The organism is Streptomyces sp. NPDC088387 (assembly GCF_044753385.1).
GTDB lineage: Bacteria > Actinomycetota > Actinomycetes > Streptomycetales > Streptomycetaceae > Streptomyces.
The window spans coordinates 1-23,671 of the sequence record NZ_JBIVNC010000023.1; the positions used below are offsets into that span (position 1 = coordinate 1).

The window sequence follows — 23,671 nt, forward strand, 5'->3', positions numbered from 1 at the left end:
TGGTCAGCTTGCCGTTCAACCCATCAGGGCGTGACGTAGTCGCCCCAGCCGAAAGTAGCGACGTAAGCCCGTCGAACGGCTTCTCCGCCCCGTCCGCCCCTGATGCGAATGATGGTCAGCGCGAGGACGAACCAGGCGGCAAAGCACGCCGCGACGATCAAAGCCCAGGGAGGGCCGAGAAACTGGCAATGACAACCAGGGCAATGACCGTGACGACCAGCCCGATATGGCCGCCACCGACATCCATATAGGCACGGTCGGCGAGCACCGGGATGCCCTGGCGCTCACAGATCCGGCTGATCGGGTGGGCGCGAGCCGCGGTGAGGTCGTGTGCATGGGCGAAGAGCAGCCACTGGAGGGCGTGTCATCGTAGATAGGCAGACGGGCATCGTGGAACGGCTTTGACGCAAGAGTGCCCGGCGCGAAGCGCCGCAGCGCGTCTCGTTCTTCCTTACAACCGAGCGCGGCAAGGAGTCGGACGCAGTGCGCCGCCCGCCACCTGGGCGGCATGCTCGGGGTTACCGAGATCCGCCGGTAAATAGCCTGCGCGGCATTCTGCGGCGAAGCTCCGGATGCGCGGCTGCGATGGCCGGGAACAGTGCTTCCCGTAGCTGGACATGCACCCGGCGGAGTTCTTGGCTCCACGCCATGAGCCTGGTCGTCACGCGAGAACGAAGGGTGCGACAAATGCATCGTCGGCTTCCTTCAGTTCGGCGCCTCCATGCCTGCCACGGACCGCCACCGGCAAGCGACGCCCCCTACCGTGCCGGTTGGCCCGCCGGCGCCACTGCCGTCCCGCACGTCGAGCGTGATCCGTGCGGTAGCACGTGTCGGCGCCAACTTCCGGCGGGCGACGGCGGATTACAGGTGCTGGATCATCAGCCCGGCACGTGGCCGTTCTCGGGGGCGAGTCGATGCAGTGCCGCGAGCAGCGACCGGCGTACGTCCGGATCGAGGGCGGCGAGGAACTCGTCCTCCATCTCGCGGATCGCGGCCCGGGTCGTGGCATGGAGCGCGCGGCCCTGGTCGGTGATCGAGACCGTCTGGGACCGGCGGTCGGTCGCGTCGCGCTGCCGGTCGATCAGCGCGCGCTTCTGGAGCCGGTCGAGCAGCGTGATGAGTCTCGTCTTGTCGTGTTTGATCTCTCGCGCCAGTGTCAGCTGATTCGGTGCGGGGCGTCGGGACAGCCGGTCGAGGACGACGTACTCCCACATCGTCAGTCCGTTCGCGGCCAGCAGCGGCGCCTCGGCTTCCACGAGCCGCTCGGTGACCCGGGCGAACAACGCTCCCAAATCCGCGCGATCTCCATCCGACATGTTGGGAGTCTATCGGCGTCACCGACGATCCCTGCCGTGGACGATACGAACCCGCCCACTGTTGAACCGGGTACCCCCGATCCGTCCGTGGTCGATCCGTACAGGCCGGGCGAGTGCCTCCCCGCGCGGTACGGAGACCGACGGTCACCGCCACGTCGGCGCCTCCCATATCGTCTACGTCTGCATACGTTCTCTTTGACAGACGATATACTGCTGCTTATGGTCTACATATGAACACCATCGCAGTTTTCGGAGCCGCAGGACACATCGGAGCCGCTACTGTCCGTCGTCTTGGCGAGGCGGGCACGCCGGTGAGGGCGGTGGTCCGCCGGACGCCCACCGACACCCGGATCGAGGGCGCCGCCTCGGTGGTCCAGGCCGATCTGTTCGCCTCTCCAGCAGTCGCAGCCGCCGTCGAAGGCTGCGCCAGTGCGCAGGTGATCGCCCCGCTCTCGCCGCTGTCACCGGACCCGGGTGCGGTGATGGGAACCCTCGCCGAGTCGCTGATCGGGGGCCTGCGCGCGTTCCCGTCCCTCCCGGTCCTGGTCATCTCCGACTACGGAGCCCAGACCCCTTCCGGTACGGGCATCCCCGCCCTCTTCCATGAACTCGAGGGGCGCCTCGCCGAGTTGCCGAACCCGCTGACGTTCGTACGGTCGGCCGAGCACATGCACAACTGGGCGCGCCAACTGCCGGCAGCGCTGAGAACGGGCACGCTCGCGAGCCCACACCAACCCCTGACCAGGCCACTGCCCATGGTCCATGCCGCGGATGTCGGCGCGATCACCGCCGACCTCCTGCTCGCCCCCCAGCCGCACGGCGGATCACCGCGGGTCGTCCATGTGGAGGGTCCGCGTCGCTATACCGCACAGGAAGTCGCCGCCGCACTGGCCGCGGCCACCGGCAGTGACATCAGCGCATGTGAACTCCCGCAGGAGGACTGGGAGTCCACGCTGACCGCGGCCGGTGCGACACCGGCTTTCGCCAGGCTGAACGCCGACTTCTTCACCGCCCACAACACGGGACTCGTCGACACGCCTGCCGGAGCGGACGTCCGCCGCGGGAGCACCTCACTCGGCGAAGCCCTCGCCTCCGCGATCACCGCGTCCGCGGCGGGCCGCTGACCACACAACACCGAGCCGTGCACACCTGGCCCTGCTCAGGGTCGTCCTCGAAAGACGGGGCTGATGTGGACGATCGAACCCGGGCAGAACCGGCAGATCCTGTTCACACGGCCGCCGAGCGGCGACGGCCGATCACCGCAGGAGAAGGACATGGGCATGAGGAAGCACGCGATCGGCGGCCAGGGCCTGGTGACCTCGGTCGAAGGACTCGGCACGATGGGCATGCCGGCGATGTACGGCACGCGGGACGACGACGAGTCGACACAGACACTGCACCGTGCCGTCGAACTCGGCATCACACTGTTCGACACATCCGACTTCTACGGCCCCTTCACCGGCGAGGAACTGGTCGGACGCGCGCTGGCCCCGTACCGGAACCAGGTCCTGCTGGCCACGAAGTTCGGCGGGGTCACCCTGGACGACGACGGGAACATCGTCGGCGGACCCAACGGCCGGCCCGACTACATCCGGCATGCCGTGGAGGGATCGCTGCGCAGGCTCGGCACGGACCGCATCGACCTCTACTACCAGCACCGCGTCGACCCGAACGTGCCCGTGTCGGAGACCTTCGGAGCCCTGGGCGAACTGGTCTCCGAGGGCAAGGTGGGCTACCTGGGCATCAGCGAGGCCTCCGCCGAGACCATCCGCGAGGCTCACGCCGCAGCCCCGCTGTCCGCCGTACAGACCGAGTACTCGCTGTTCACCCGGACCGTGGAGACCAACGGTGTCCTCGCGGCGGTACGCAAGCTGGGCATCGGCTTCGTCGGCTACTCACCTCTGGGCCGTGGGATGCTGACCGGGACCCTGCGTTCCACCGACGACCTGCCGGCCAACGACTTCCGCCGTACCGCCCCCCGCTTCAGCGAGGAGCACTTCGACCACAACCTCACCCTGGCCGACCGCGTCCGCGACATCGCCGAAAAGGCCGGCGTGACGCCCGGACAGCTCGCCCTGGCCTGGGTACTGGCCCAGGGCGCCACCGCCATCCCCGGTACGAAGCAGCGCACGTACCTGGAGGAGAACGCCGCCGCGGCGTCGATCACCCTCGACGAGGCCACCCTCGCCGCGCTCGACGAAGCCGTCCCCGCCGCCGAGGTGGCGGGCGAACGATACGTCCCCCAGGCCATGCAGGCCGTCCAGGAGTGACAGCACGATGAACCCGAGCGAGTTGGGCCGCTTCCTGCGGACACGACGCGAGGCACTGCGTCCGGCCGACGTCGGGCTCGTCGCCGGCGGCCGGCGCCGCGCCCTTGGTCTGCGGCGGTCCGAGGTCGCCCTGCTGGCCGACGTCTCCGTCGACTACTACGAGCGCCTCGAACAGGCACGCAACGCGCACCCCTCCGAGGCGATGGTGGGTTCCCTGGCCAGGGCGCTGCGGCTCTCGGTCGACGAACGCGACCACCTCTACCGGCTGGCCGGCTACGCGCCGCCCGTGCACGGCGCGGGCAGCGGTTACGTCGATCCTGCACTGATGTTCCTGCTGGACTCCCTGACCACGGTGCCCGCCCATGTCACGGACGACCTGAACACCATCGTGGCGCAGAACCGCCTCAGCCTGGCCCTGGTCGGACCCTGGGCGGCGGGCGACGACAGGGCCGGCAACGTCACCTGGCGCTGGTTCACCGACCCCTCGTCCCGCGCACTCAACGTCACCGAGGAGCACGAGAGGATCGGCCGCGGCTATGCCGCGGACCTGCGTGCCGGGATCGGACGCAGGGGGGAGGACGCCTCGGCCGCGCGACTCGTCACCGACCTGCTGGAAGCCAGCGCGGAGTTCGCCCACTACTGGGACGACATGGCCGTCGAACCCCTGCGCTCCACCCGGAAACACCTGATCCACTCGCACGCGGGCCCATTGGACGTGCAGTGCGACGTTGTGCTCAGCAACGCCACCGGTCACCGGATGGTGATCTTCCGCCCGCAGCCCGGATCCACCACGGCGGAGAGCTTCGATTTCCTCGGCGCGCTGGGCACTCAGACGTTCTGACGCGCGACGACGGCCACCGGCCCTGGTGGATGCCGGTGGGCGCCCCGGTCTCGTCCGCGCGTCCGTACGGGTTCACAGCCGGCCTGCCTCCACCAGGAGCAGGAAGTCCGACGCCGCGTCACGTGCCTGCCGTTCGAGGTCGTCCGGCGTGGGCGTGTGCCCGCCGAGGAGGACCGCCTCGAACAGCTCGCCGGACAGAAGGGTGGCGTAACGGTGTGCGGCCCGCGTGGGGTCGGCGACGCGGGAACGCCAGGGCTCCGGCCAGACGGCGAGGTAGCCGGTGAAGGTCTCGATGCGGGAGCCGACGACGTCCTGCTGGTAGCGGCGGCCGAGTTCGGGGAAGGCGGGGGACTCGCGGGCGACCACCCGGTACAGGGCGAGTTGTTCGGGAGACAGGATGTGCGCCAGGTGTTCCCGGCCGCACACGACCAGGCCCTCGGCTGGCGGCGCCGAGAACCACGCGGGTGTGTCCTCGACGGCCGGCGGAGCACAGGCCTTCTGGATGGCCGCGACGAACAGGTCGCCCTTGTCGTCGAAGTGCCGGTAGAGCGTCTTGATGGACACGTCGGCCTGCGCGGCGATGCGGTTGACCGAGCTGCCGGCGTAGCCCTCGCCGAGGAACGCCTGGAGGGCCGCCTCCACGATGGCGGCCCGCTTGCGTTCCATAACCCGCGCCTTGGGGTCGTTGTCCTGCCACGTCCGCATCGAGTTCCCCTTCTCGTCGCCCCCACTATACGACAGCACATGCTGTTGTATGGTTCAGCTACGACAGCAAGTGCTGTCGTATGCGAAAAGGAGAAGGACATGACCGCAGTGAGCGGCAGGATTGTCGTGCTCGGAGCCACGGGACTCACCGGCGCCAAAGTGGCCGAAGCTCTCGACGCCCTGGGAGCCGAGACCGTCCGTGCGTCTCGCCATTCCGAGGTGGTACGGCGCTGGCAGGACGAGGGGCACCAGGCCGTTCACCTGGATCTGGACGACCCCCGGACCTTCCCCGCGGCTCTTGACGGAGCGCACGGCCTCTTCCTGACGGCGGGATACACCAGCGCCATGACGCATCAGGCCAAGACGGTCGTCGACGCCGCCGTGGACGCGGGCGTACGGCACGTCGTCCACCTCGGCATCTTCGGAAACGGCCGCACGACCGACCCCCACTTCGCCTGGCACGAACTGGTCGAGCGGTACATCGAGGGCAGCGGACTGGCCTGGACGCACCTGCATCCGCACAACTTCATGGAGAACCTGCTGACGTCGTTCCGGCTCAGGGGCGACACACTGCTCTGGCCGGTCGGCGACAAGCCGCTGGGCTTCGTGGCCAACGAGGATCTTGCGGCCGTGGCCGCGACAGTGCTCGCCGAAGGCCCGGACGTACACGGCGGCAAGGGGTACTGGCTGTCCACCGACCTGCTGGACGGCCCGCGACTGGCCAGGGAACTCACCGAGGCGCTCGGCCGGACCATCACGGCCCGGATCCTCACCCCCGACGAACTGATCGCCGCCGCCGGACGGTCCACGCCGGCCGGGATGGACGACGCCTACGCCGCGAGCGTCGTCGAATACCTCCGGCAGAACTTCGACGGCCGTATGGACTACGCGGCGGTGACCACCACCACGGTCGAGGAGGTGCTCGGCCGGCCTCCCGTCCGCTTCGCCACATGGGCCGCGCGCCGCCGCGACGCCCTGCTGGCCTCGTCGCGCTGACCCGTCCCACCGCGCTCGTCGGAGGCGCCGGCCTCGGCGCTCGTCGAAGACCACGGCCCAACCGCCCGTGGCGCGCCTGTGGTTGCCCGTACTGCGGTTGCCCGCACCCACGACCGAGCCGGCCCGGGCGCCGCACTCGGCGGCGGACGGGTTCACCACGGCCGCCGTCGAACTCCCCGGCAGTGACGACCGACCCCCACCGGCCCGCCGCCGAACAGGCCCGTGCCGAGCTGCTCCAGGGCGGCGCCCCATGCTGCCGACCGGGTCGCCGGAGTGTTCTCACCCATCACGTACCTCGTCGCCGTGGGAGTGGTCAGCGCTGGATGGCCTTGGTCTCCAGGAACTCCTCCAGGCCGAAGCGGCCCATCTCGCGGCCGTTGCCGGACTGCTTGTAGCCGCCGAACGGGGCGAGCAGGTTCATCTGCGGACCGTTGACGTCGATCTGCCCGGCGCGCATCCGCTTGGCGATCGCCAGCGCGTGCTCCCTCTCGCCGAACACGGCGCCGTTGAGGCCGTAGTCCGTGCTGTTGGCGATCTGCACGGCCTGGTCGTCGTCGGTGTAGGGGATGACCGCCAGGACGGGGCCGAAGATCTCCTCGCGGGCGATGACCGAGTCGGGATCGACGTCGGCGAAGACAGTGGGCCGGACATAGGCGCCGGTTTCCAGGCCCTCGGGCCGGCCGGGGCCGCCGACGACGACCGTGGCTCCGTCGGCGACGCCGCGTTCGATGTAGGTGGCGACACGTGCGCGCTGGGCCTCGGAGGCGACCGGGCCGAGACGGGTGCTCTCCTCGGTCGGGTCGCCCACCGAGTACGCGCCGGCCGCCTCGCGGAGGAGGTCCACCACCTCGTTGTGCAGCTCGGCCGGGACCAGCATGCGGGTGTACGCGCCGCAGACCTGACCGCTGTTGCTCCAGGCGCTCGACAGGCCGCGAGTGACGGCGGCCTTCAGGTCGGCGTCCCGCAGGATGATGTTCGCGGACTTGCCGCCGAGTTCTAGCGCGACCTTCTTGACGGTCGCCGAGGCGACCTCCGAGACGCGCTTGCCGGCGCGGGTGGAGCCGGTGAACGACACCATGTCGATTCCCGGGTGCCCGGCGATCGCCTCGCCGACGACCGGACCGGTACCGTGCACGACGTTGAACACCCCGGCGGGCAGTCCGGCCTCGGCGGTGACCTCCGCGAGGATCCGGGCGGCCAGCGGGGCGACCTCCGACGGCTTGAGCACGACGGTGTTGCCCGCCAGTAGGGCCGGGACGACCTTGGTGACGACCTGTTGCAGCGGGAAGTTCCACGGAGTGATCGCGCCGACCACACCGATCGGCTCCCGTACGACGAGGGAGTTCGCGATCTCCTCGGTCCAGGGGAAGTCCGCCACGACGGAGACGGTGGCCTCGGCGGCCATCACCGGCAGGCCCGCCTGGGCCATGCGGGCGAAGGAGATCGGGGCGCCCATGTCGGCGCTGATCGTGGCGGCGATCTCCTCTGAGCGCGCCTGGAGCCCCGCCGCGATGCGCCGGACAACGGCGGCGCGCTCCGCCGGGCCGGTCGCGGCCCAGGCCGGGAACGCTGCGGTGGCCGCGGCCACGGCGCGGTCCACGTCGGCGGCCGTGCCGGCGGGGACCGTGGCGATCACGGTCTCGGTGGCCGGGTTGACCACCTCGATCACGGGCCCGTCGAAGGGGACCGCCTTGCCGTCGATCCAGTGGGCGGGGGCGGGGAAACCTAGTTCGCTGTTGGTGTTCATGCAACCCAGCGTCACAAGCGCCGAAGATCGCATCCAGGGACAGATCGTCCCGTGATCCAGGTCACATTCGGTACGGTTGGTGGCCGCTTGTCCACGGATCGACCGACCCTGGCTGAGCCCTTCGGCGGTCCCGCCCGGTCTGCGAAACTGGGTGGTGGGAGCGCTTCTGACCTGGGCGTCACCGACGAGTGAGGTGAGAGGAGCAGGCGTATGGACCGCGCCGAGCTTGCCGACTTCCTGCGCACCCGCCGCGAGGCGTTGCAGCCCGAGGACGTCGGCCTGCCGCGCACCCGCCGCCGCCGTACCGGGGGGCTGCGCCGCGAGGAGGTCGCCGCCCTCAGCAGTGTGTCGACCGACTACTACAGCCGGATCGAGCAGCAGCGCGGCCCCCGTCCGTCCGAGCAGATGCTCGCCGCCCTCGCGCAGGGCCTGCGCCTGTCACTGGACGAACGCGACCACCTCTTCCGGCTGGGCGGCTACGACACCCCCAAGCGCGTCTCGCGCACCGACCACATCAACCCCGGAATGCAGCGCATCTTCCAGCGCATGGACGACAGCCCGGCCCAGATCATCAACCACCTGGGCGAGACCCTCGCGCAGAACCGCCTCTCCACCCTCCTGGTCGGCGACCAGACCCTGCACACCGGCATGTCCCGCTCGCTGGCCTACCGCTGGTTCACCGACCCCGCCGAACGGCAGCGCTTCCCGGCCGACGACCACCCCCAGCACGGCCGTACCGTCACCGCCCAACTCCTCGCGACCCACACCCGCAATCCCGACGACCCCCGCGTCACCGCCCTCGTGCAGACCTTGCTCAAAACGAGCGAGGAGTTCGCCGACATCTGGCGCCGGCACCCGGTTCTGGGCCCGTACTGCGCACCCAAGCTGATAGAGCATCCCCGAGTCGGACTCATGGAGCTGCACGGACAGAGCCTGGTAGATCCCGACCAGTCCCAGATCCTCACGGTCTTCACCGCCACCCCCGGCAGCGAGAGCTACGAGAGACTCCAGTTCCTCTCGGTTCTGGGCGACCAACTCCTTTGACCCGCAAGCCCACAGCCGCGTTCGCGCAGCTCGGCACCCCGTACAACTGGCGCAATCAGTACTCCCCCCCTTCCCCCGTGGATCGCGCTCCCCCGCGCGGAGGGTCACTGTTGCAGCGCGTCCCGCGTGCGCTGGATCCGCAGGGCCAGCTGGATCTCCAGGGCCCGGTCGGCCTGGCGCCAGGTGGGGCCGAGGATCTCGGTGATGCGCTCCAGCCGGCGTTCCACCGTGTTGCGGTGCACGTGCAGCATGCGGGCCGCGTACGTCGGGGAGCCGCCGACGGCGTAGTACGCCTCCAGGGTCGGGATCAGCCCGGTCATCCGCTGGGAGTCGTAGTCGATCACGGGGCCGAGCACGGAGCGGACGAACCCCTCCATGTCCCGTTCGTCGGAGAGCAGCAGTCCGAGGAAGCCCATGTCGCGGGCGGATCCGGCGCTTCCGGTGGCGCCGAGGACGGCCATCGCGTCCAGGCAGCGCCGGGCTTCGAGGTAGATGTCCCGTACGGTCTCCAGGCCGCGGGTCGGCCCGGCGGCGGCGACCGTGACCTCGCCGCCGGCCATCGGCACCAGGTCCTCGTGGACCATCTTGGCGGCCTGGCTGGCGTCCTCGCCGGGCAGGATCAGCACGGTGGTGTCCTCGAAGGTGGCGGAGAGCCCGCCGAGCCGGCGCGAGTACTGGGCTGCCCAGAAGCCCTGTACGTCCCGGTCGACCTCGCGGGCGACGACGACCACGTGCGGCTGGCGCAGGTTGATGCCGAGGTTGTGGGCGCGGTTGCCGAGCCGGCGGGCCGCGCGGCCGTCGCTGCTGATGAGGTCGGTGAGGAGTTCGTTGCGCTGGACGGTGAGGACGGTGGCCTTGGCGTCGAAGACCATCATCATGACGCCGGCCGCCTGGGCCATCAGGGACAACTGCCGTCTGCGGTAGCCGTTCAGCGGCTGCTCGGGGTGGAGCAGGAGGGTGCCGAGGGGTTCGTCGCCCGCGAAGACGGGGACGGCCCAGCCACCCTCCTCCAGCATCCGGGGCTCGTGGGAGGACCATGCCTCGGCGATGGCCGCGCTGTCGTCGTAGACCGCGGGCATCTCACCCGCCCAGGCGACGACCCGGCCGTCGTGGGTGTAGATGCGCAGCGCCCCGGGCAGTTCGCGGGCGATCTCGTTGGCGAAGGCGGAGAGGTCCATGCCGCTGAGCAGCCGGCCCATCACCCGGTCCTGCATGTTGGTGAGTTCGGTCAGTTCGCGCATGGCACGCTCGGCGCGCGCGGTGAACTGCTCGGTGAGGGCGAGGTCGGCGACGATGCGCTCCTGCTCGCGCAGCTTGTCGAACATCGTCATGGCCAGCTCGCCCAGGGAGTTGGCGAGGGAGACCTCGTCGACGGTGAGGTGCCGGGTGGTGCGGTGGGCCGCGTACAGGACGCCGACGATGGTGTGTTTGCGGCTGAGCGGGATGGCGAGCATGGTGGTGACGCCCTCCTGCCGCAGCGCGGCGTCCGTGGTCTCGCCGGGGTTGAACTTGGAGTCGGCGAGGCAGTCGGACGTCCAGGAGGGCGCGCTGTCGGGCAGGGCGTCGGTGGCCAGCCAGGCCGCGTCGGGCATCCGCAGGCCGGGCAGGGCGCTGGTGATGTTGCCGTCGACGCTGCGGACGGCGGCGGAGGCGCCGCTCTCGTCGAAGAGGGCGACGAACGCCAGGTCCACGGTGAGGAGTTGCCGGGTGCGGGCCGTCAACACGTCCAGCAGGGCGCCGAGATCGTCGGCGAGCATGAGTTCGCGGGCGGATTCGGCGAGGGTCTTCAGGCCCAGCTCCCGCCGCTCGACCTGGCGGAACCGCGCGTGGACGCGGCCGGCCAGCCGCTCGGCCCCGTTGAGCCTGCGCAGCCGCTCCGCGGTGGCGCCCGCCGACTGGGCGGCGGAGACCAGCTCCTCCACCGCCTTCTCCGGTGACGCGTCCGCGAGCAGCTCCAGTACGGCCAGCGCGTCCGCGTCCGAGTCGTCTCTAGACGCCATGAAGAGCTCCGTCCCCCCGTGGTACCGGCTCGCCCTTTTGTCAGCTGTTACGCGGTGACCGCGAGGGTCACCGCACGCGGGGGCAAAGGTCCCACCCGCCAGGAGCCTTCATAGTTCATTACTGCTCATACATATAAGCTGTTGTTTGAACCTTACGCGAAAACTTAACGATCGGACGACGGGTTCGGCGGGGGACGGAACCCGTCACGTCACGTCACGTCAGTGGGCCTCTGTCCCGGACAGCAACCGCTCGGGCGAGGCGGGCAGTTGACGGCCGATCAGACCGTGCAGAACAGGGTAGGCCGAGGCATCGCCCGCGAGAACTCCGCCGAGCAGGGTGCGGGTGTCGGAGGCGAGGACGAGGCGGGCGTAGGTGCGGCGGGTGTGGTCCTCGTGGGTCAGGGAGACGGCTCCTTCCGTGGTGGCGTGGACGTCGCCGAAGCTGGCGAGGTCGACGCCGAGCAGTTTCAGCCGGGTGGACAGGTCCGGGTCGGCGGGGAAGGGCTCGGTGACCCGTCCCAGGAGCCGGCCGGCCACCGCCTCGGCCATCCGGTAACCGGGGCCGACGAGCCCGTAGCAGCGGCCCCGGACGGCCGCGCACTCGCCGACCGCCCAGATACGCGGGTCGGCGGTGCGGCACCGTTCGTCGACGAGGATCCCGCCGCGCGGGCCGACCGCCAGGCCGGCGGGCGCGGCGAGTTCGTCGCGCGGGCGCACCCCGACGGAGAAGATCACCAGGTCGGTTTCGAGTGTGGTGCCGTCGTCCAGCAGGACCGCCCGCACCCGCCCGTCGGATCCGGTGACGACGCCGCTGGTCGCGGCGGCGCAGTGCACGTCGACGCCGAGTCCGCCGACGAGACCGCCGAGCAGCCGTCCGGCGCCCTCGTCGGTCTGCAACGGCAGGAGCCGCGGGGCGAGTTCGACGACGTGCGGCCGCATGCCGAGTGCCCTGAGGGCACCGGCGGCCTCCAGTCCCAGCAGTCCGCCGCCGACGACCACGCCGGGGCGACCGGGTACCGCGGCCGCCCGCACGGCGTCGAGGTCGTCCAGCGTGCGGTAGGTGAAGCAGCCGGGCAGGTCGTGGCCGGGCACGGGCGGCACGAAGGGGCGGGATCCGGTGGCGAGGACCAGGGCGTCGTACGGTACGCGGATGCCGTCGGCGGTGGTCACCGCGCGCCCGGCACGGTCGATCGCGGCCACCGGCGTCGACAACCTGAGGTCGACCCGCGGATCGTCGAGCAACCCGCCACGGCTCAGGGCGAGTTCCTCCGCCGTACGGCCGGTCAGATACGAGGAGAGCGCGAGCCGGTCGTATCCGGGCCGTGCCTCCTCGGCAAGCACCACGATCCGCCACGCACCGGCGGTGTCACCCGCGAGCACCGTCTTCAACAGCCGATGCCCGACCATGCCGTGCCCGACGAGAACAAGGGTACGGACGGGGACGGGGCCGCCGGGGGCGGGGGCCGGGGTCATGAGGCCTTCCTGGTGAGCAGGTCCGCGCAGACGCGCAGCAGTTCGGGGGTGCAGGTTCCGCAGCCTGTGGAGGCGCGGGTGGCGGCTGCGACGGCCGGGAGGTCGTGGGCGCCTTCGCGGCAGGCGTGCAGGAGCGCGCCCTTGGTGACGCTGTTGCAGGTGCAGATGATCGCGGAGTCGGGGAGTTCGACGGGGCCCGTGCCGGTGTTGGCGGGGCGTCCGAGGAGCAGGTCGAACCGGCCGGCGGGCAGTGGCCGGCCGTGGTCGTGGAACGGGGCGAGCGCCGCCACCGCCCTTTCCATACCGAGCAGTTGGGCGCCGGTGATCCGTCCCGCGCGCAGCGTGAGGCGGGCGTGCCGGCCGCGCGCCGGGTCGGTGAACAGGACCGTCTCGTCGCCCTGCGGGTCGGGCGGCCCGAGGACGGCGAGGTCGAGTCCGGGCGCCTTGAGGCGTAGGTGCGCGGGGGCGGGCCGGTAGCGGGCGTCGCCGCCGGTGAGCACCCGGGCGAGGGTGTCGGCCTGCTCCCAGGCGGCGTCGAGCCCGGCGGCGGCACGCCCGTGGTGTTCGGCGCAGTCGCCGACCGCGTGCACCCGGGGGTCGGTGGTGCCGAGCCGGTCGTCCACGACGACTCCGCGGTGTACGGCGAGTCCGGCCTCGGCGGCGAGGCGGGTGCGGGGCACCACGCCGGTGCAGTGCAGCACGGTGGCCGCCTCGACCCGCTCCCCGTCGTCCAGGACGAGACCACCCGGCTCCTGCGCGGCGACCCGCCGGCCGAGCCGCAGCGCAACGCCCCGCTCGTCGAGGTGGGCCGCGAGCAGGGCGCCCGGGACTGCGTCCAGGAGGCGGTTGAGCGGGTACGGGTGCCGGTGGACCAGCGTGACCCGGCGCCCGGCGCGGCGCAGCGCCAGCGCGGTCTCGACGCCGAGGACGCCACCGCCGACCACGCTCACGGGGCCGGGGTCCGGCCCGGGTGCGTCGGCGAGGGTGCGCAGTCCGCCGGGGTGCGCGGGGGCGGCCCCGGTGGCGAGGACCAGGACGTCGTAGGGGTGGGTGGTGCCGTCGTCGGTGTGCACGGTCCGCCGGCGGCGGTCGAGGACGCGGGCGGCCACGCCGGTCAGGACGCGGGTCTCGCCGGGCGGCCTTGGCAGGGCGAGGAGGTCCGGTGTGAGGCTGCCGTCGAGGACGGAGGTGAGCAGGGCCCTGTTGTAGGCGGGCCGCGGCTCGGCGCCCAGGACGGTCACCGGGCCGTCGTGGCCGTGGTGGCGCAGCCGTTCCACCAGGCGGTGCCCGGCGGGTCCGTCGCCGACGACGACGATGCCGCTCATCCGGGTTCCGTCCAGGGCTCGACGCGTACGGCGGTCACCTTGAACTCGGGCATCCGGCTGCGCGGGTCGAGGGCCGGGCCGGTGAGCAGATTGGCGCGGCCGTCACCGCCGTAGTGGAAGGGCAGGAAGACCGTGTCGGGGCGGAGGGTGCCGTCGAGGCGGACGCGGGCGACGGTGGCGCCGTGCGCCGAACGCACCACCGCGAGCCGGCCGTCGGTGAGCCGGGCGCGGGCCGCGGTGTCGGGGTGGATCTGGACGAAGACCTCGGGTGCGGCCTCGTTGAGTTCCGGTACGAGCCGGGTCTGGGCGCCCGACTGGTACTGGGCGAGCACCCGGCCGGTCGTGGCGTACTGGGGCCGTTCCGCGTCGGGCGGGTCGGCGCCGTCCCGGTGGTCGACCTCGGCGAACCGGGCGCGTCCGTCGGGGTGCGCGAACCGGTCGAGGAAGAGCCGGGGCGTGCCGGGGTGCGGCGGCTCCCCGTCGGCGGGTTGCGGGCAGGGCCAGTGCAGGGCCTCGCCGGCGTCCAGCCGGTCGTAGTCGATGCCGGAGTAGTCGGCGATTCCGCCGCGGGAGGCGGCGCGCAGTTCGTCGAAGACCTCGCGGGGGCGGGTCGGGTAGCGCTCGGGGGGTTCGCCGAGCCGGACCGCGAGACCGTGCAGCAGCTCCAGATCGCCGCGGACCCCGGGCGGCGGGGGCGTCGCGCGGCGCCGGCGCAGCACCCTGCCCTCCAGGTTGGTCATGGTGCCCTCCTCCTCCGCCCACTGCGTGACCGGCAGCACCACGTCGGCCATCGCGGCGGTCTCGGACGGCACGAAGTCGGCGACGACGAGCAGGTCGAGGGCGGCGAGCCGGCGGGTGACGTGGGCCGCGTTCGGCGCGGAGACCACAGGGTTGGAGCCGAGGACGAGCAGGGCGCGGGGGCCGTCGTCGGTGCCGAGGGCGTCGAGGAGTTCGTAGGCGCTGCGTCCGGGCCCGGGCAGGGTCGCGGGGTCCACGCCCCAGACGGCGGCGACCCGGGCGCGTGCCCCGGGGTCGGTGATGAGCCGGTATCCGGGCAACTGGTCGGCCTTCTGGCCGTGTTCGCGCCCGCCCTGGCCGTTGCCCTGGCCGGTGAGAGTGCCGTAACCGCTGCCCTCGCGGCCGGGCAGGCCGAGGGCGAGGGCGAGGTTGATGAAGGCGGCGGCGGTGTCGGTGCCCTTGCTGTGCTGTTCAACGCCGCGCCCGGTGAGCACATGGGTCCGGGAGGCGTCGCCCAGCATCCGCACGGCCCGGCGCTGGTCGGCGACGGGGACGCCGGTGACCCGTTCGACGCGCTCCGGCCACCAGGTGACGGCCCGGCGCCAGGTCTCGTCGAAGCCGCGGGTGCGCTCGTCGACGTAGGTCTTGTCGAGCCGGCCGTCGGTGACCGCGAGGTGGAACAGGCCGAGGGCGAGGGCGAGATCGGTGCCGGGGGCGGGCTGGAGGTGCAGGGCCGCGGCCGCGGCGGTCCTGGTGCGGCGGGGGTCGACGACGATGAGGTCGGGGCGGGTGAGGTGGCGCATCAGGGGCGGCATGGTCTCGGCGGGGTTGGCGCCCGCGAGCAGGATCACCTCGGCCTCGCCGAGGTCGGTCACCGGGAAGGGCAGTCCGCGGTCGGTGCCGAAGGCGGCGTTGCCCGCGGCGGCGGCCGAGGACATGCAGAAGCGGCCGTTGTAGTCGATCTGGCTGGTGCCGAGCGCGAGCCGGGCGAACTTGCCCAGCAGATAGGCCTTTTCGTTGGTCAGTCCGCCGCCGCCGAACACCCCGACAGCGTCCGGTCCGTGCTCGTCGCGGATCCGGAGCAGCCGGTCGGCGACGGTGTCCAGGGCGGTGTCCCAGTCGGTGGGCGTCTGCCGTCCGTCGGCGCCGCGCACCAGCGGGGTGCGCAGCCTGCGGGGGGTGTCCAGCAGTGCGGGGGCGGTCCAGCCCTTCTGGCAGAGCCCGCCCCGGTTGACGGGGAAGTCGGGCGCGGGTTCCACGTCGAGGGTGCCGTCGGGGCTCCGGCCGAGCAGGGTGGCGCACTGGAGGGCGCAGTAGGGGCAGTGGGTGGCGGTGCGTTCGGACACGCGGACGGCGGTGTGCTCAGACACGCGGATGGCGGTGTGTTCAGACACGGGAGGCCTGCCGGGGGCGGGTGGCCGTCCGGTCCGCGGGTCGTGGCGCGCGCCTGAGGTAGACGGTCCAGGTGATCAGCATGCACAGGCCGTAGTAGCCGAGGAACGAGCAGAACGCGGGTGCCGTCGAGCCGTCGGCGGCACGGAAGACGAGGTTGATGGCGACGCCGCCGAGGGCGCCGACGGCCCCGGCGATGGCGATGACCGCCCCGGACAGCCGGCGGGCGCGGGCGAGCGCCTGCGTGGCATCGTGGCCGGCGGTCACCTCGCGTTCGGCGCGCAGTGCGAAGACGGCCGGGATCATCTTGTACGTCGATCCGTTGCCGATGCCGCTGAGCACGAACAGCGCGGTGAACGCGGCGACGAAACCGCCGAAGGAGCCACCCCCGGCGGACGCGGCGAGCAGCGCGACCGTGCCGGCGGCCATGGCGAGGAACGTGCACAGGGTGACGCGCGCGCCGCCGTAGCGGTCGGCGAGCCGGCCGCCGACGGGCCGGGAGAAGGAGCCGAGCAGCGGCCCGAGGAAGGTGAACGAGGCGGCTTCGAGGGGGCTCGCGCCGAACTGGTGCTGGAGAACCAGGCCGAAGGCGAAGCCGTAGCCGATGAACGAGCCGAAGGTGCCGATGTAGAGGAGGGAGATCCACCAGGTGTCGGGGCTGGAGAGGGCCTCGCGCTGGGCGCCGGGCGCGCCGCGTACCGCGTCGACGTTGTCCATCCTCCACGCGGCCAGCACACCGGCGAGCGCGATCAGGGGCAGGTAGACGGCGATGACGTACGAGGGACGGGTGTCGCCCGCGGTGGCGATGACGAGGAGGCCGACGAGCTGGACGACGGCGACACCGAGGTTGCCGCCGCCCGCGTTGAGGCCGAGCGCCCAGCCCTGCTGCCGCTGGGGGAAGAAGGTGGTGATGTTGGTCATGGAGGAGGCGAAGTTGCCGCCTCCGGTGCCCGCGGCGGCGCCGGCGAGCAGCATCAACCACAGCGGGGAGCCCGGGTGTTGGACGACGTAGAGCGCGAGGCCCGCGGGCACGAGCAGCACGAGTGAGGCGAACACGGTCCAGTTGCGGCCGCCGAAGCGGGTCACGGCGTAGCTGTAGGGCAGCCGCAGGACCGCGCCGACCAGGGTGGGCACGGCGATCAGGAGGAACTTCTCGCCCGCGGTGAGGGAGAAGCCGGTCTCGGGCGACAGGAACAGCACAAGGACGGACCACAGCGACCAGACCGAGAACCCGATGTGCTCGGAGAAGACGGACAGGGCGAGGTTGCGGCGGGCGACACGGGCGTTGCCCTGCTCCCACGCCCGGGTGTGCTCCGGGTCCCAGTTCTCGATCCAGTGGGTCGAGCGGCGGCTCATGTCCCGTGCCTCCGCCCGGAGTCGGAGTGGCCGGCGGGCTCCCGCTCCGCGAAGGGGAGGGAGCCCGCCGGCGGGCGGTGGGGGCTCATACGGGCCGGTCCCCGCCGGAGCCGTTCAGTGTCGCCGTGCCGCCCTGGGTGAGCAGCCGGGCGAGTTCGAGGCGCTTGATCTTGGTGGTGGCGGTCTGGGGGAGGTCCTCCAGCTTCCACTGCACCGGTTCGGCCATGGGCGCCAGACCGGCCACGGCCGCCTCCCACACCACGGGGTCGAGCGGCTTGTCGTCCCGGGTGCACACGACGGGCACGGGGCGGCCGTCGGCGCCGGGGATGATGATGACCTCGACGAGGTCCTCCACCCGTGCGAACAGCCGGTCCTCGATGGCCAGCGTCGACTCGACGCCGGGGATCTCGTCGACCTCGCGGTCCAGCAGGTGCAGACAGCCCCACCGGGTGCGGTAGCCGACGTCGCCCATGCGCCACCAGCCGTCGTTGACCTGCTTCTCCCAGCGGCCGTGCTCGCCGAGGTAGGTGACGATCCGGCCGTCGCTGCGCACCTCGATGTAGCCGGGCGACGACCTGGTGACGGGGTTGCCGTCCCGGCTGACCACGCGTACGTCGGTCATGCCGTACAGGGGCGAACCGACGCAGCGGCCGTCGGCGTCGGCGCCGCGTTTGACGGAGTAGGTCCGGCCGGCGATGGGGCCGACCTCGCTCTGTCCGTACATCTGGCAGAACACCGGCGACCTGCGGCGGGAGGCGCCGAGCATCTTGTGCACGGTCCGCGGGTGGATGGCGTCGAAGGTGGAGCTGAAGCACTTGACGTTGGCGAGCGGGCCGCGCGGGTCGTCGGCGAGCACCTCCCAGCGCAGGAAGGTGTTGGGGTGCGCCTCGATGAGTCCGGGCGGGACCTGGGTGAACAGGTCGGCGACGGCCTCGGGGTCGTCCTCCTTGAGGATGATCAGCGGATGGCCCTGGAGGATCGCGATGGGCATCGCGGTGAACATCCGCGAGTGCACGAACGACACGTGCACGGCGACGGGTTCACTGCGGGAGATCGCCCGGGCGACGGTGGCCTGGGGGCGGTAGCGGGCCTGGAAGGTGTGCCCGGTGTGCACGGCGAGCTTGGGTGTCCCGGTGGTGCCCGAGGTGTGGGTGATCAGGGTCGGGTGGTCGGGTGCCATGGTGACCGGCTCGACCCGCCGCGCTCCGGCGTAGGAGGCCAGCGGGGTGGCGTCCGGGTGGTCCCCCGAGGCGAGCAGGACCTGCGCGGACAGCGCGAAGACCTCCTCGGGCAGCTCCTTGTCCAGCTTGGCCCGGTCGGTGATCAGATGGGGCTGGTCGACCCGGCGCAGCAGTTCGGCGACGGTGGCGCCGTCCAGCTTCGGGGAGAGCAGTACGGGTACGGCGCCGATCCGCACCACCGAGCAGGCGAGGAGGGTGATGTCGAACCCGTCGCTCTTGTGGATGACCACCCGCTCGCCCGGCCGGACCCGCGCCGCCCACAGCCGGGCGGCGAAGTCGTCCACCAGGTCGGCCACTTCGGACAGGGTGGCCCGGCGCCCGAAGTCCGGGGCGATGTCGAGATCGTGGTCGACGACCACGAGGCTCGCGGGGTTCTTGGCGGCCGCCCGCTCGAAGAGCGTGCCCAGCCGGATTCCCTTGTTCCCTATGCGCTGCAATAACATGTGCCCACCTTCTCGCGCCACTGACCGAACATCGGGCTCAGCCCTTTTCGATGACGTCTTTCTCAATGACGTCCTTTTCGATGACGCCCCTTTCGATGACATCCTTGATGTGCTTGAGCGTCACATCGAGGTCGGATTCCAGCTTGGCCGTCCACTCCTTGACGAATTTCGTCCGGTCCGACTCGTCGAGGTCGGCGACAATCTTGTGGATGCCGGCCGTCGCCTTTCCCATACGGAAATGGTGAACGAGTCGCGAGCCGCCTTCCGCGGGTTCGATGTCGAACCCCCAGACCGACTCCTGGTCCTCGTTGGCGTGCGAGAGCATCATCCAGCGGAAGGTGGTGCCGGGCTCGGCCGCGACCACCCTGGCCTCGGTGTACCAGGTGCCCCGGACCAGCGGCGCCCAGCCCACCACGGTCTCGCTGCGCAGGTTCTCGCCGCGGAACACGGCGCCCACGGTGGCGGGTTCGCCGGAAATCCATTCACCGCCCTGGCATTCCGGGCTCCATTCGGAGCTGCGGGTCAGGTCACTCACCACCGCATAGACCTGCTGCGGTGTGGCGTCGACGACGATTTTCGCGTCGAGTTCGAAAAGCGGGGAGCTGTCGACGATTGATGTACTCATGGCCAAAATCCTGCTGCCGTCACGGTGCCCGGTCAAGGAATGGGGTCAGGGTCCGTCAGGTCCCCTACGGTGCAATGATTTCCGGCGCCACCCGCAGCACGATTTTGCCGCGCACCTCTCCCGATTCCAGCATCCGGTGTGCCTCGGCGGCCTCCTTCAGCGCCATCGGGACGGTGGCCGGCGGGCGCAGTGAGCCGTCGGCGAGCAGCCGGTTGATGCCGGCCGCGGCCTCGGCGAGTTCGTCGGACGTGGCCTGGGAGATGGCGAAGCCGACGACCGAGCAGTCCTTCAGGTAGAGCGCCCCGGCGGGCAGCACGGGCCGGCTCCGCATCCCAGCGAGCACCACGATCCGGCCGCGCCGGGCGAGCAGGGCGAGTGCGCTCTCCAGGTCGTTGGCGCCGGAGGTGTCCAGGAACAGGTCCGCGCCCTCGGGACACGCCGCCCGCAGCCGGCCCTGCACGTCGGGGTCCCGGTAGTCGACGACGTGGGCCGCGCCCAGCGCCCGGCAGCGGTCGGCGTCCCGGGCGCTCGCGGTGACGACGACCCGGGCACCGGCCCGCGCGGCCATCAGGGTCAGCGCGCCGCCGACGTTGCCGCCCCCGCCGAGCACCACCACGTTCTCCCCGGCGCGCAGCCGTCCGTGGGTGAACAGAGCGAGATGGGCGGTGGCCGCGGGGTGCGCCACGGCGACGGCGGCGGTGGGGTCGACGCCGGGCGGCAGGTGGTAGAGGCGGTCCGCCGGTACGACGACCTGTTCCGCCGCGGTTCCCGAACGCCCGGCGTGTCCCATGCTGTTGGACCACACCCGGTCGCCGACCGTGAACCCGACGGCCCCCGGGGAGGTCTCGGCGACCGTGCCGACCAGGTCACGGCCTATGACGAACGGCATCGGGACCGGGGTCCGCCAGGCGCCGGAGCGGACGAACGTGTCGACGTGGTTCACGGCAGAGACCTCGACGTCGACGAGGACGTCGGCCGGGCCGGGGCGGGGTGCGGGGAGCTCATCGCAGCGGATCCCGTCGGGGGCACCGAACTCTTCGATATACGCAGCGAACATGACCCGGATTCTTCCAACGGGCCCCGGGTTCGTCTGTATCGGCCGACGCGATCTGTCAGGTCCCGGGGTGGCTGTCGTACGGGTCGGCCGTAGGGTGCGGCCATGCGTGTGAGCTTCGTCGACATCGTGCCCGGGGACCCGCGGATGGACTCCGCCGTCGCTCCGCTCGTCCAGGTGCTGCGCCCGGGTCTGACCGCGGCGGCGTTCCGGGAGTTCGTGACCGAGGCCCACGGTCAGGGGCTCGTCGTCACCGCCGCCTTCGGCACGGACGGGGCCGCTCTGGCGGTCGCCACCCATCGGGTGCTCGCGACCAGCCGGGGCCGGGTGCTGTTCGTGGACGACCTGGTCACCGCCCCGGCGGCGAGGGGCCGGGGCGTCGGCCGGGCGCTGCTGGCGGAGCTGGAACGCCGCGGCGGCGCGGCCGGCTGCGTCCGTGTCGAGCTGGACTCGGGAGTCACCAACCAGACCGCCCACCGCTTCTACCACGCCACCGGCCTGACCATCACGGCCCTGCACTTCGCCAAGGACCTACCAACGCCGTGACGGAGCCCTGCCGGTGGTGACGGAGCCCTGCCGACGGGGTGAGGGTGACCTGCCGGTGAGGTGACGGAGCCCTGCCGGTGAGGTGAGGGCGACCTGCCGGCGGGGGGTGAGGGTGACCTGCCGGTGGGGTGAGGGGGCGTGCCCGCCGGGTGCGGGGCGGCAGCCCGGATGGTGGGGTCCACGCGGCAGCGCTGCTCACTCGCTCAGCATGGCCACCGCGTAGGCCGCGGAGGCCATCGTGATGTGCCGGTGCCAGCCGTTGTAGGAGCGGCCCGTGTAGTCCCGTACACCGACCCGGTCGGCGACGGAGGTGACGGCGTGGTCCACGCGGCCCCGCAGGCAGGTCAGCCGGGCGAGTTCGGCCGGGGCGCCGTGCACGAGGTTGGTCAGCCAGAGTTCGCCGGGCCACGGGCCGCCCCGGCGGCCGGTGCCGAGCAGCAGCAGGTCCTGGTGGCGGGCGGCGAGCCGGCCGGGCAGCCGTACCTTGGTCGCCGCCGCGACGCCGAGTGCCGCGCTGCCGGCCGCCGTCGGAGCCGGCAGGACGACGGGGCGGCGCAGATGGCGAAGGTGATTCATGATGTGCCGGGCCGGCAGAATTCCGCGGCCGAAGGCCTGGTCCACCAGATTGAAGGTGCTGCCGATCTTCACGAATACCGGCACACGCGCGGTGCGGAAAGCGTCCCGGACCGAGGCGAGATCACCGTCCAGTGATTCCATGACCACCGGCCGGGCGGGTACACCCCAGTCGGCGACGACCTCGGCAAAAGCCCGGACCATGCATTCTCCGAGCGTTTCCGGCACAGTTCCCTCGGGAACCAGCGCGCGGTTGCGGCGGTTCTTGTCCGCCAGCCACGACGCCGGTAGATGTAACCGCCAATTCACGGGGTAGCAGTAGTCCTCGGCGACGGCCCAAACACCCACGGCCTGCTGTGCATTGAGCACCTGTCCGAGTGCGGGAAAGAACTGCCGGTCCACCCCGACCGAGTACTCGCCCGCCTTGGGTATCACCAGCGGCTGGACGACCCACGCCTGGGGCGGCGCGACCCTGGCCAGATGGCGGGCGAGGGCCCGCCGCAGGGGTGTCCACTCCCAGGTGGAGTCGGAGATGAAGTGATGCAGACTCTGTTCCGTGGTCGCCCCGCCGACATGCGCCGCGATATTCCTGATCGACTTGCGCCCCCGCGCTCCCAGTAAACCCCTGAGATAGGTCATTCCCTTGTGTCGTTGGTCACTTCGGGCCAGAGAGGCGAAGAGGGTCGAGCCGAACTCGTCCAGTAGGGCGTCCGGCGAAGCAAAGGAAACCCGGAGGTCATCGACATCCGACAGGATCCCGGCGTTCGCCACGGTCACGTTGGCCATCATGCACTCATTTCGTCAGCGCCCAGCCATTACCCGATCCACGATGCAGCGGGGCTCAAGCGATGCCCAGGTGCACCCAGCACAGTTTTGGCAAGCCGGGGGGTGGCTCCGAAGACATGCCCGCTGCCGGGGAATGCGCACGGGGCCGGATCAGGGGTGCGGAAGGGAACAGAAACGGGGTGCGCCCCGCCTGTGACGGTGCCGGGTGCGCTGAATTCGCAGGGAATTCACACAGCACCGCGGCACACCGTCCGGCGGGGTCGCACCCCGTACGTGTGACGTCGGACCTGGGCGGGTCAGGTGTGGGCGGGCTCCCGGGCGCCCAGGAAGGTGGTCAGCTCGTGCTCGTCCTGTGCGCTCAGCCGCAGCCCGAACACCGAGCGCAGGGCCTGCACGGTCTCGGCGGCCGACAGGGTCACCGTGTCCGTGCGACCGCCGGTGCGGTCGGTGGTCAGGACGGTGTCGCGCAGCCGGTAGCGCGCCGACTCGCCGCCGCGCTGGGCGACGAGCCGGCCGACGAACGGTGAGCCGGGGCGGGTGGAGCTGACGTGGTGCGCGGCCAGGAAGTCGACCGCGTACTGCGGTTCGGGCCGGAAGGTGTACAGGTCGAACCAGCCGTCCCCGGTGGCCATTTGCAGCACCCAGTGGCCGTCGTCCCGGGTCAGCCGCCAGCGCCGGCCCGCGGTCTCCAGCTCGGTGTTCTCACGGAGCTCGATGGGTTCGATCAGTCCCGCGTAGCCGTAGCCGGGGTCGGCGAGCCACACCGTGTGCGGCCGGTCGGGGGCGCGCACGAGCAGCGAGGTGTGCGAGCGGAAGCGGCGTTTGCCGCTGCCCTCCCTGATCCGGGAGAGCAGCCGGGTCACGGCGAACCCGAACCGGTCCAGGACCGCCGCGAACAGCAGGTTGGTCTCGTAGCAGTAGCCGCCGCGGCCCGCGTCGACCATCTTGCGCTGTATGTCGGGCAGGCTCAGCGAGACCGGGCGCCCCAGCGCGATGTCCACGTTCTCGAAGGTGAAGGTGGACATGTGGGCGCGGTGCAGCGCCCGTAGCGCCTCGGTGGTCGGTTCGAGGGGGCCGGCGTACCCGGTCCGGCCCAGGTAGGCCGGCAGGTCCAGGTGGCCGCTCTCCCACTCCGGTGAACGGTCGACGCCGTCCGGCAGTCCAGCAGGGTCCATCACGTCCTCCTCAGAAAGGGTGGCC

The 23,671-nt window shown here is 71.5% G+C and carries 19 protein-coding genes and 1 pseudogene; 6 read left to right on the top strand and 14 right to left on the bottom strand.

The genetic code is table 11. From position 1 onward, the window contains the following. Positions 1 to 235: 235 nt before the first annotated feature. Together ACIQAC_RS38310 and ACIQAC_RS38315 are read right to left on the bottom strand one after the other, a co-directional pair. A pseudogene (locus ACIQAC_RS38310) lies at positions 236 to 337 on the bottom strand (IS5/IS1182 family transposase); the annotation flags it as partial. 541 nt (positions 338 to 878) lie between these two features. Beyond that, positions 879 to 1,316 carry a MarR family winged helix-turn-helix transcriptional regulator gene (locus ACIQAC_RS38315; RefSeq protein ID WP_402199870.1) on the bottom strand — a complete coding sequence of 146 codons (438 nt, stop codon included), beginning with the start codon at positions 1,314 to 1,316 and terminating at the stop codon, positions 879 to 881. A 230-nt stretch (positions 1,317 to 1,546) separates the two neighbouring features. On the opposite strand from ACIQAC_RS38315, the gene ACIQAC_RS38320 reads away from it, so the two are divergent. The 3 genes from ACIQAC_RS38320 (at position 1,547) to ACIQAC_RS38330 (ending at position 4,427) form a co-directional block, all read left to right on the top strand. Next, entirely contained in the window at positions 1,547 to 2,440 is an 894-nt protein-coding gene (locus ACIQAC_RS38320) for an NmrA family NAD(P)-binding protein (protein ID WP_402199872.1), read from the top strand. 156 nt (positions 2,441 to 2,596) lie between these two features. Further along, on the top strand, positions 2,597 to 3,586 hold the full coding sequence (locus tag ACIQAC_RS38325) for an aldo/keto reductase (protein WP_402199875.1): 990 nt from the start codon (positions 2,597 to 2,599) through the stop codon (positions 3,584 to 3,586). A 7-nt stretch (positions 3,587 to 3,593) separates the two neighbouring features. Further along, positions 3,594 to 4,427 carry a helix-turn-helix transcriptional regulator gene (locus ACIQAC_RS38330; protein ID WP_402199877.1) on the top strand — a complete coding sequence of 278 codons (834 nt, stop codon included), beginning with the start codon at positions 3,594 to 3,596 and terminating at the stop codon, positions 4,425 to 4,427. Between the two features lie 72 nt (positions 4,428 to 4,499). Here ACIQAC_RS38330 and ACIQAC_RS38335 read toward each other — a convergent pair whose 3' ends face one another. Further along, positions 4,500 to 5,132 (bottom strand): TetR/AcrR family transcriptional regulator, encoded by a 633-nt coding sequence (locus tag ACIQAC_RS38335; protein WP_402199880.1) that lies wholly within the window; start codon positions 5,130 to 5,132, stop codon positions 4,500 to 4,502. A gap of 99 nt (positions 5,133 to 5,231) precedes the next feature. Between ACIQAC_RS38335 and ACIQAC_RS38340 the strand changes: the two genes are divergently transcribed. Continuing rightward, positions 5,232 to 6,128 carry an NmrA family NAD(P)-binding protein gene (locus ACIQAC_RS38340; RefSeq protein ID WP_402199881.1) on the top strand — a complete coding sequence of 299 codons (897 nt, stop codon included), beginning with the start codon at positions 5,232 to 5,234 and terminating at the stop codon, positions 6,126 to 6,128. 313 nt (positions 6,129 to 6,441) lie between these two features. Here ACIQAC_RS38340 and ACIQAC_RS38345 read toward each other — a convergent pair whose 3' ends face one another. After that, positions 6,442 to 7,875, bottom strand: a complete 1,434-nt coding sequence (locus tag ACIQAC_RS38345; RefSeq protein ID WP_402199884.1) for an aldehyde dehydrogenase family protein — start codon at positions 7,873 to 7,875, stop codon at positions 6,442 to 6,444. Positions 7,876 to 8,085: 210 nt separating this feature from the next. Here ACIQAC_RS38345 and ACIQAC_RS38350 point away from each other — a divergent pair, with 210 nt between their 5' ends. Next, positions 8,086 to 8,919: a helix-turn-helix transcriptional regulator gene (locus ACIQAC_RS38350; protein ID WP_402199885.1), complete on the top strand. Its 834-nt coding sequence runs from the start codon at positions 8,086 to 8,088 to the stop codon at positions 8,917 to 8,919. Positions 8,920 to 9,023: 104 nt separating this feature from the next. Here the strand turns inward: ACIQAC_RS38350 and ACIQAC_RS38355 are convergent, their stop codons facing one another. The 8 genes from ACIQAC_RS38355 to ACIQAC_RS38390 all read right to left on the bottom strand — a co-directional run bounded on the left by ACIQAC_RS38355 (position 9,024) and on the right by ACIQAC_RS38390 (position 20,569). Continuing rightward, a complete protein-coding gene (locus tag ACIQAC_RS38355) occupies positions 9,024 to 10,919 on the bottom strand; it encodes a helix-turn-helix domain-containing protein (protein ID WP_402199887.1) in 1,896 nt (631 codons plus the stop codon). A 219-nt stretch (positions 10,920 to 11,138) separates the two neighbouring features. After that, positions 11,139 to 12,392 carry an NAD(P)/FAD-dependent oxidoreductase gene (locus ACIQAC_RS38360; RefSeq protein ID WP_402199888.1) on the bottom strand — a complete coding sequence of 418 codons (1,254 nt, stop codon included), beginning with the start codon at positions 12,390 to 12,392 and terminating at the stop codon, positions 11,139 to 11,141. Next, a complete protein-coding gene (locus ACIQAC_RS38365; protein WP_402199890.1) occupies positions 12,389 to 13,717 on the bottom strand; it encodes an FAD-dependent oxidoreductase in 1,329 nt (442 codons plus the stop codon). Before ACIQAC_RS38365 ends, ACIQAC_RS38360 begins: the two co-directional genes overlap by 4 nt. Then, the gene (locus ACIQAC_RS38370) at positions 13,714 to 15,825 is read right to left on the bottom strand and encodes a molybdopterin oxidoreductase family protein (RefSeq protein WP_402199893.1); all 2,112 of its coding nucleotides are present in this window, start codon (positions 15,823 to 15,825) and stop codon (positions 13,714 to 13,716) included. The genes ACIQAC_RS38365 and ACIQAC_RS38370 overlap by 4 nt, the downstream gene beginning before the upstream one ends. Before the next feature lie 16 nt (positions 15,826 to 15,841). After that, entirely contained in the window at positions 15,842 to 17,203 is a 1,362-nt protein-coding gene (locus ACIQAC_RS38375; RefSeq protein WP_402199894.1) for an MFS transporter, read from the bottom strand. Between the two features lie 85 nt (positions 17,204 to 17,288). Further along, positions 17,289 to 18,887 carry a class I adenylate-forming enzyme family protein gene (locus ACIQAC_RS38380; RefSeq protein ID WP_402199895.1) on the bottom strand — a complete coding sequence of 533 codons (1,599 nt, stop codon included), beginning with the start codon at positions 18,885 to 18,887 and terminating at the stop codon, positions 17,289 to 17,291. A gap of 37 nt (positions 18,888 to 18,924) precedes the next feature. Further along, the gene (locus ACIQAC_RS38385) at positions 18,925 to 19,512 is read right to left on the bottom strand and encodes an SRPBCC family protein (protein ID WP_402199898.1); all 588 of its coding nucleotides are present in this window, start codon (positions 19,510 to 19,512) and stop codon (positions 18,925 to 18,927) included. A 64-nt stretch (positions 19,513 to 19,576) separates the two neighbouring features. Beyond that, positions 19,577 to 20,569, bottom strand: coding sequence for an NADPH:quinone reductase (locus ACIQAC_RS38390; protein WP_402199899.1), 993 nt, complete (start codon positions 20,567 to 20,569; stop codon positions 19,577 to 19,579). A 102-nt stretch (positions 20,570 to 20,671) separates the two neighbouring features. Here ACIQAC_RS38390 and ACIQAC_RS38395 point away from each other — a divergent pair, with 102 nt between their 5' ends. Next, positions 20,672 to 21,112: a GNAT family N-acetyltransferase gene (locus tag ACIQAC_RS38395; protein WP_402199902.1), complete on the top strand. Its 441-nt coding sequence runs from the start codon at positions 20,672 to 20,674 to the stop codon at positions 21,110 to 21,112. 195 nt (positions 21,113 to 21,307) lie between these two features. Here the strand turns inward: ACIQAC_RS38395 and ACIQAC_RS38400 are convergent, their stop codons facing one another. Both ACIQAC_RS38400 and ACIQAC_RS38405 read right to left on the bottom strand, forming a co-directional pair. Beyond that, positions 21,308 to 22,462 (bottom strand): IS701 family transposase, encoded by a 1,155-nt coding sequence (locus tag ACIQAC_RS38400; RefSeq protein WP_402199904.1) that lies wholly within the window; start codon positions 22,460 to 22,462, stop codon positions 21,308 to 21,310. Between the two features lie 305 nt (positions 22,463 to 22,767). Then, positions 22,768 to 23,646 (bottom strand): arylamine N-acetyltransferase, encoded by an 879-nt coding sequence (locus ACIQAC_RS38405; RefSeq protein ID WP_402199906.1) that lies wholly within the window; start codon positions 23,644 to 23,646, stop codon positions 22,768 to 22,770. Between the last annotated feature and the right edge of the window lie 25 nt (positions 23,647 to 23,671).